This window comes from Ideonella sp. P3_A4, assembly GCF_056403075.1.
Window position 1 is genome coordinate 1 of sequence record NZ_JBFUGE010001076.1, and the last position, 1288, is coordinate 1288.

Sequence of the window (1288 nt, forward strand, 5' to 3'; positions counted from 1 at the left end):
GTGCAACATTGTGGTGAAGCCCTTGCACCAACTAAGGAAAGTACCTATCAATCAAACATTAATGTGTCTTTAATAATCTCGCCACTCGCAAGGTACATGAACGCAAGATGAACGTCGAGCGGCTGCGCCACACATCCCCGCGAGTCACCGGTTGTTTGATTCAGGAGACACCTTGATGAAAGAGAAGCTTCCCTTCACCCCCGCCGCGATCGCGCTGGCGCTGGGCCTCGGCGCCAGCGGCGCGCATGCGCTGGACTACACCGGCTACTTCCGTGCCGGCCCAGGCCTCACCTCTGAAGACGCATCACGCGCCTGCTACGGCCTGGGGGGCGGCACCAAGGGCATGAAGTACCGCCTCGGCAACGAGTGCGACTTCTACGGCGAGTTCCAGCTCGCCCAGGGTTTCTCGAAGGATGGCATTGACACCAAAGCCACCCTGATGGTGAACCACTACACCCCGGCCACCGACAACAGCAACGAAGGCCTGAAGATCGAGCAGATGTGGGCCGAGGCGAAGGGCTTCGATATCGCGCCGAACGCCACCTTCTGGATCGGCAAGGAGCGCGGCCGCCGCGGCGACGTGCACATCGTCGACACCTTCTTCGTCGAGATGATGGGCGTGGGCGCCGGCATGAAGGGCCTGCCCGCCGGCACCGGCAAGTTCGGCGTCGCGTTCTACAAGACCGACTCGGACGCCGCTCACCCCGGCAACCGCTTCAACGCCGAGTGGGTCGACGTGGCGGCCAACGCCAACGGCAAGATCAACCTGTTCGCCTCGATCACCAAGGGTGACTTCGAAGACGGCAAGAGCGGCGGCGGCCTGACCCTGCGCCACGACCAGACCGACCTGTTCGGCATGACCGGCCTGAACAACGTGCTGTTCGTGCAAGCCACGCAAGGCTCGGCCGCGCTGAACATGAACTTCGGCGACCTGACCGCCGGCTCCAAGGCCAAGGCCTGGCGCATTGTTGAAAGCGTGAACTGGCAGCGTGGCCCGTTCGGCGGCCAGGCGATGCTGCTGGGCGCCAGCGAAACCGACGGCGCCGGCGTGCGCACCACGTCGGCATCGGCCGGCGGCCGCATCTCTTACGCCTTCACGAAGAACTTCAAGCTGGTCACCGAAGCAGGCTACTCGCAGTACAAGACCGAAGGTTCGCCCACCGCGAAGCTGGCCAAGCTGACGATCGCCCCGACGCTGGCCACCGGCCCCGAGTTCTGGAGCCGCCCCGAGTTCCGCCTGTACGTCACCACCGCCAAGTGGAACGCACCGGCCGGCAACGTGACAGGC

The 1288-nt window shown here is 64.1% G+C and carries 1 protein-coding gene; it reads left to right on the forward strand.

Translation table 11 applies throughout. From position 1 onward, the window contains the following. Positions 1-175 precede the first annotated feature (175 nt). Positions 176-1288: carbohydrate porin (locus AC1DYI_RS35965; protein WP_477208872.1), on the forward strand; the 1113-nt coding region annotated here is incomplete at its 3' end.